At 50.3% G+C, this 954-nt stretch carries 1 protein-coding gene; it reads right to left on the reverse strand.

The annotated features are described in order from the left end of the window. Positions 1-954, reverse strand: a 954-nt coding sequence (locus AAIR21_RS27710; RefSeq protein ID WP_434682818.1) for a tyrosine-type recombinase/integrase, incomplete at both ends; no start/stop codon positions are given.

Genomic DNA, 954 nt, shown 5'->3' on the forward strand with positions numbered 1-954 from the left:
TGGCACTACATGCCATAGTACGAAAGCCGTGGCCGCAGATGTCGGTTCTGGTATCAAATCCCATCTTGCGCAATGCTTTGTTGATGGTGTTCTCGCTCATCGGTTTATAAGGATTGTGAGCCCCGGTAAAAATCAAATCAAATTCACCGCTGATCTCGTGGATTTGCTCCAGTATATCTACAGCCTGCTTACACAATGGGATCAGATGTGGGGTGCACATTTTGGCACCACGCGTGGAGAACCTGACTCCGGTAATCTCTTCGCGTTTGTCAGGAAGCGTCCAGAGTGCGCGTTTGAAGTCGATTTCCGGCCAGCGAGCAAAACGTAACTCACTGGAACGGATGAAGATGAGCAAAGCCAGCCTGATTGCCAGTATGGTGAGAGGCTGCCCCCGATAGCTGTTCATTTTCTCCAATAGATCGGCGACCCCTTTAAAAGGCAATGCGGGGTGGTGTTCAGCCTTCTGCGAGGAGATAGCTCCCTTCATGTCCAGTGCCGGGTTATAGCTGATATAAGCATTCTGTACGGCATAGCGCATGATGTTGGTAATGCGGCTTTGCAGTCGCCCTGCAGTATCAATATTATCCCTGGCCTCCACAACTTTAACTGGTGCCAGAAGATCACGGGTATTCAGTTTAGTGATGTCACATTCTCCCAGTGCCGGGAACAAATGTGTTTCCAGTGAAGTTAGGATCCGTTTGGCGTGATCCTTACTCCATTTACGATTGCTTTTGTGCCACTCACGAGCCACGGCCTCAAATGTGCGGATGTTTGTGTGTCCTTTCTTTTCCTCCCGCTTTTCCTGATTAGGATCGACGCCGTTAGCCAGTTGCCTTTTGGCATCGTCGCGGCGGAGGCGTGCTTCCGCTAATGAGATTTCAGGGTAGGGGCCGATAAGATAAGTTTGTGGTTTGCCATTGAAGTGATACAGAAAGCGCCAGCGTTTTGAGCCCG

This window comes from Enterobacter sp. PTB (assembly GCF_051130085.1).
In the GTDB taxonomy this organism is placed as follows: domain Bacteria; phylum Pseudomonadota; class Gammaproteobacteria; order Enterobacterales; family Enterobacteriaceae; genus Enterobacter; species Enterobacter ludwigii.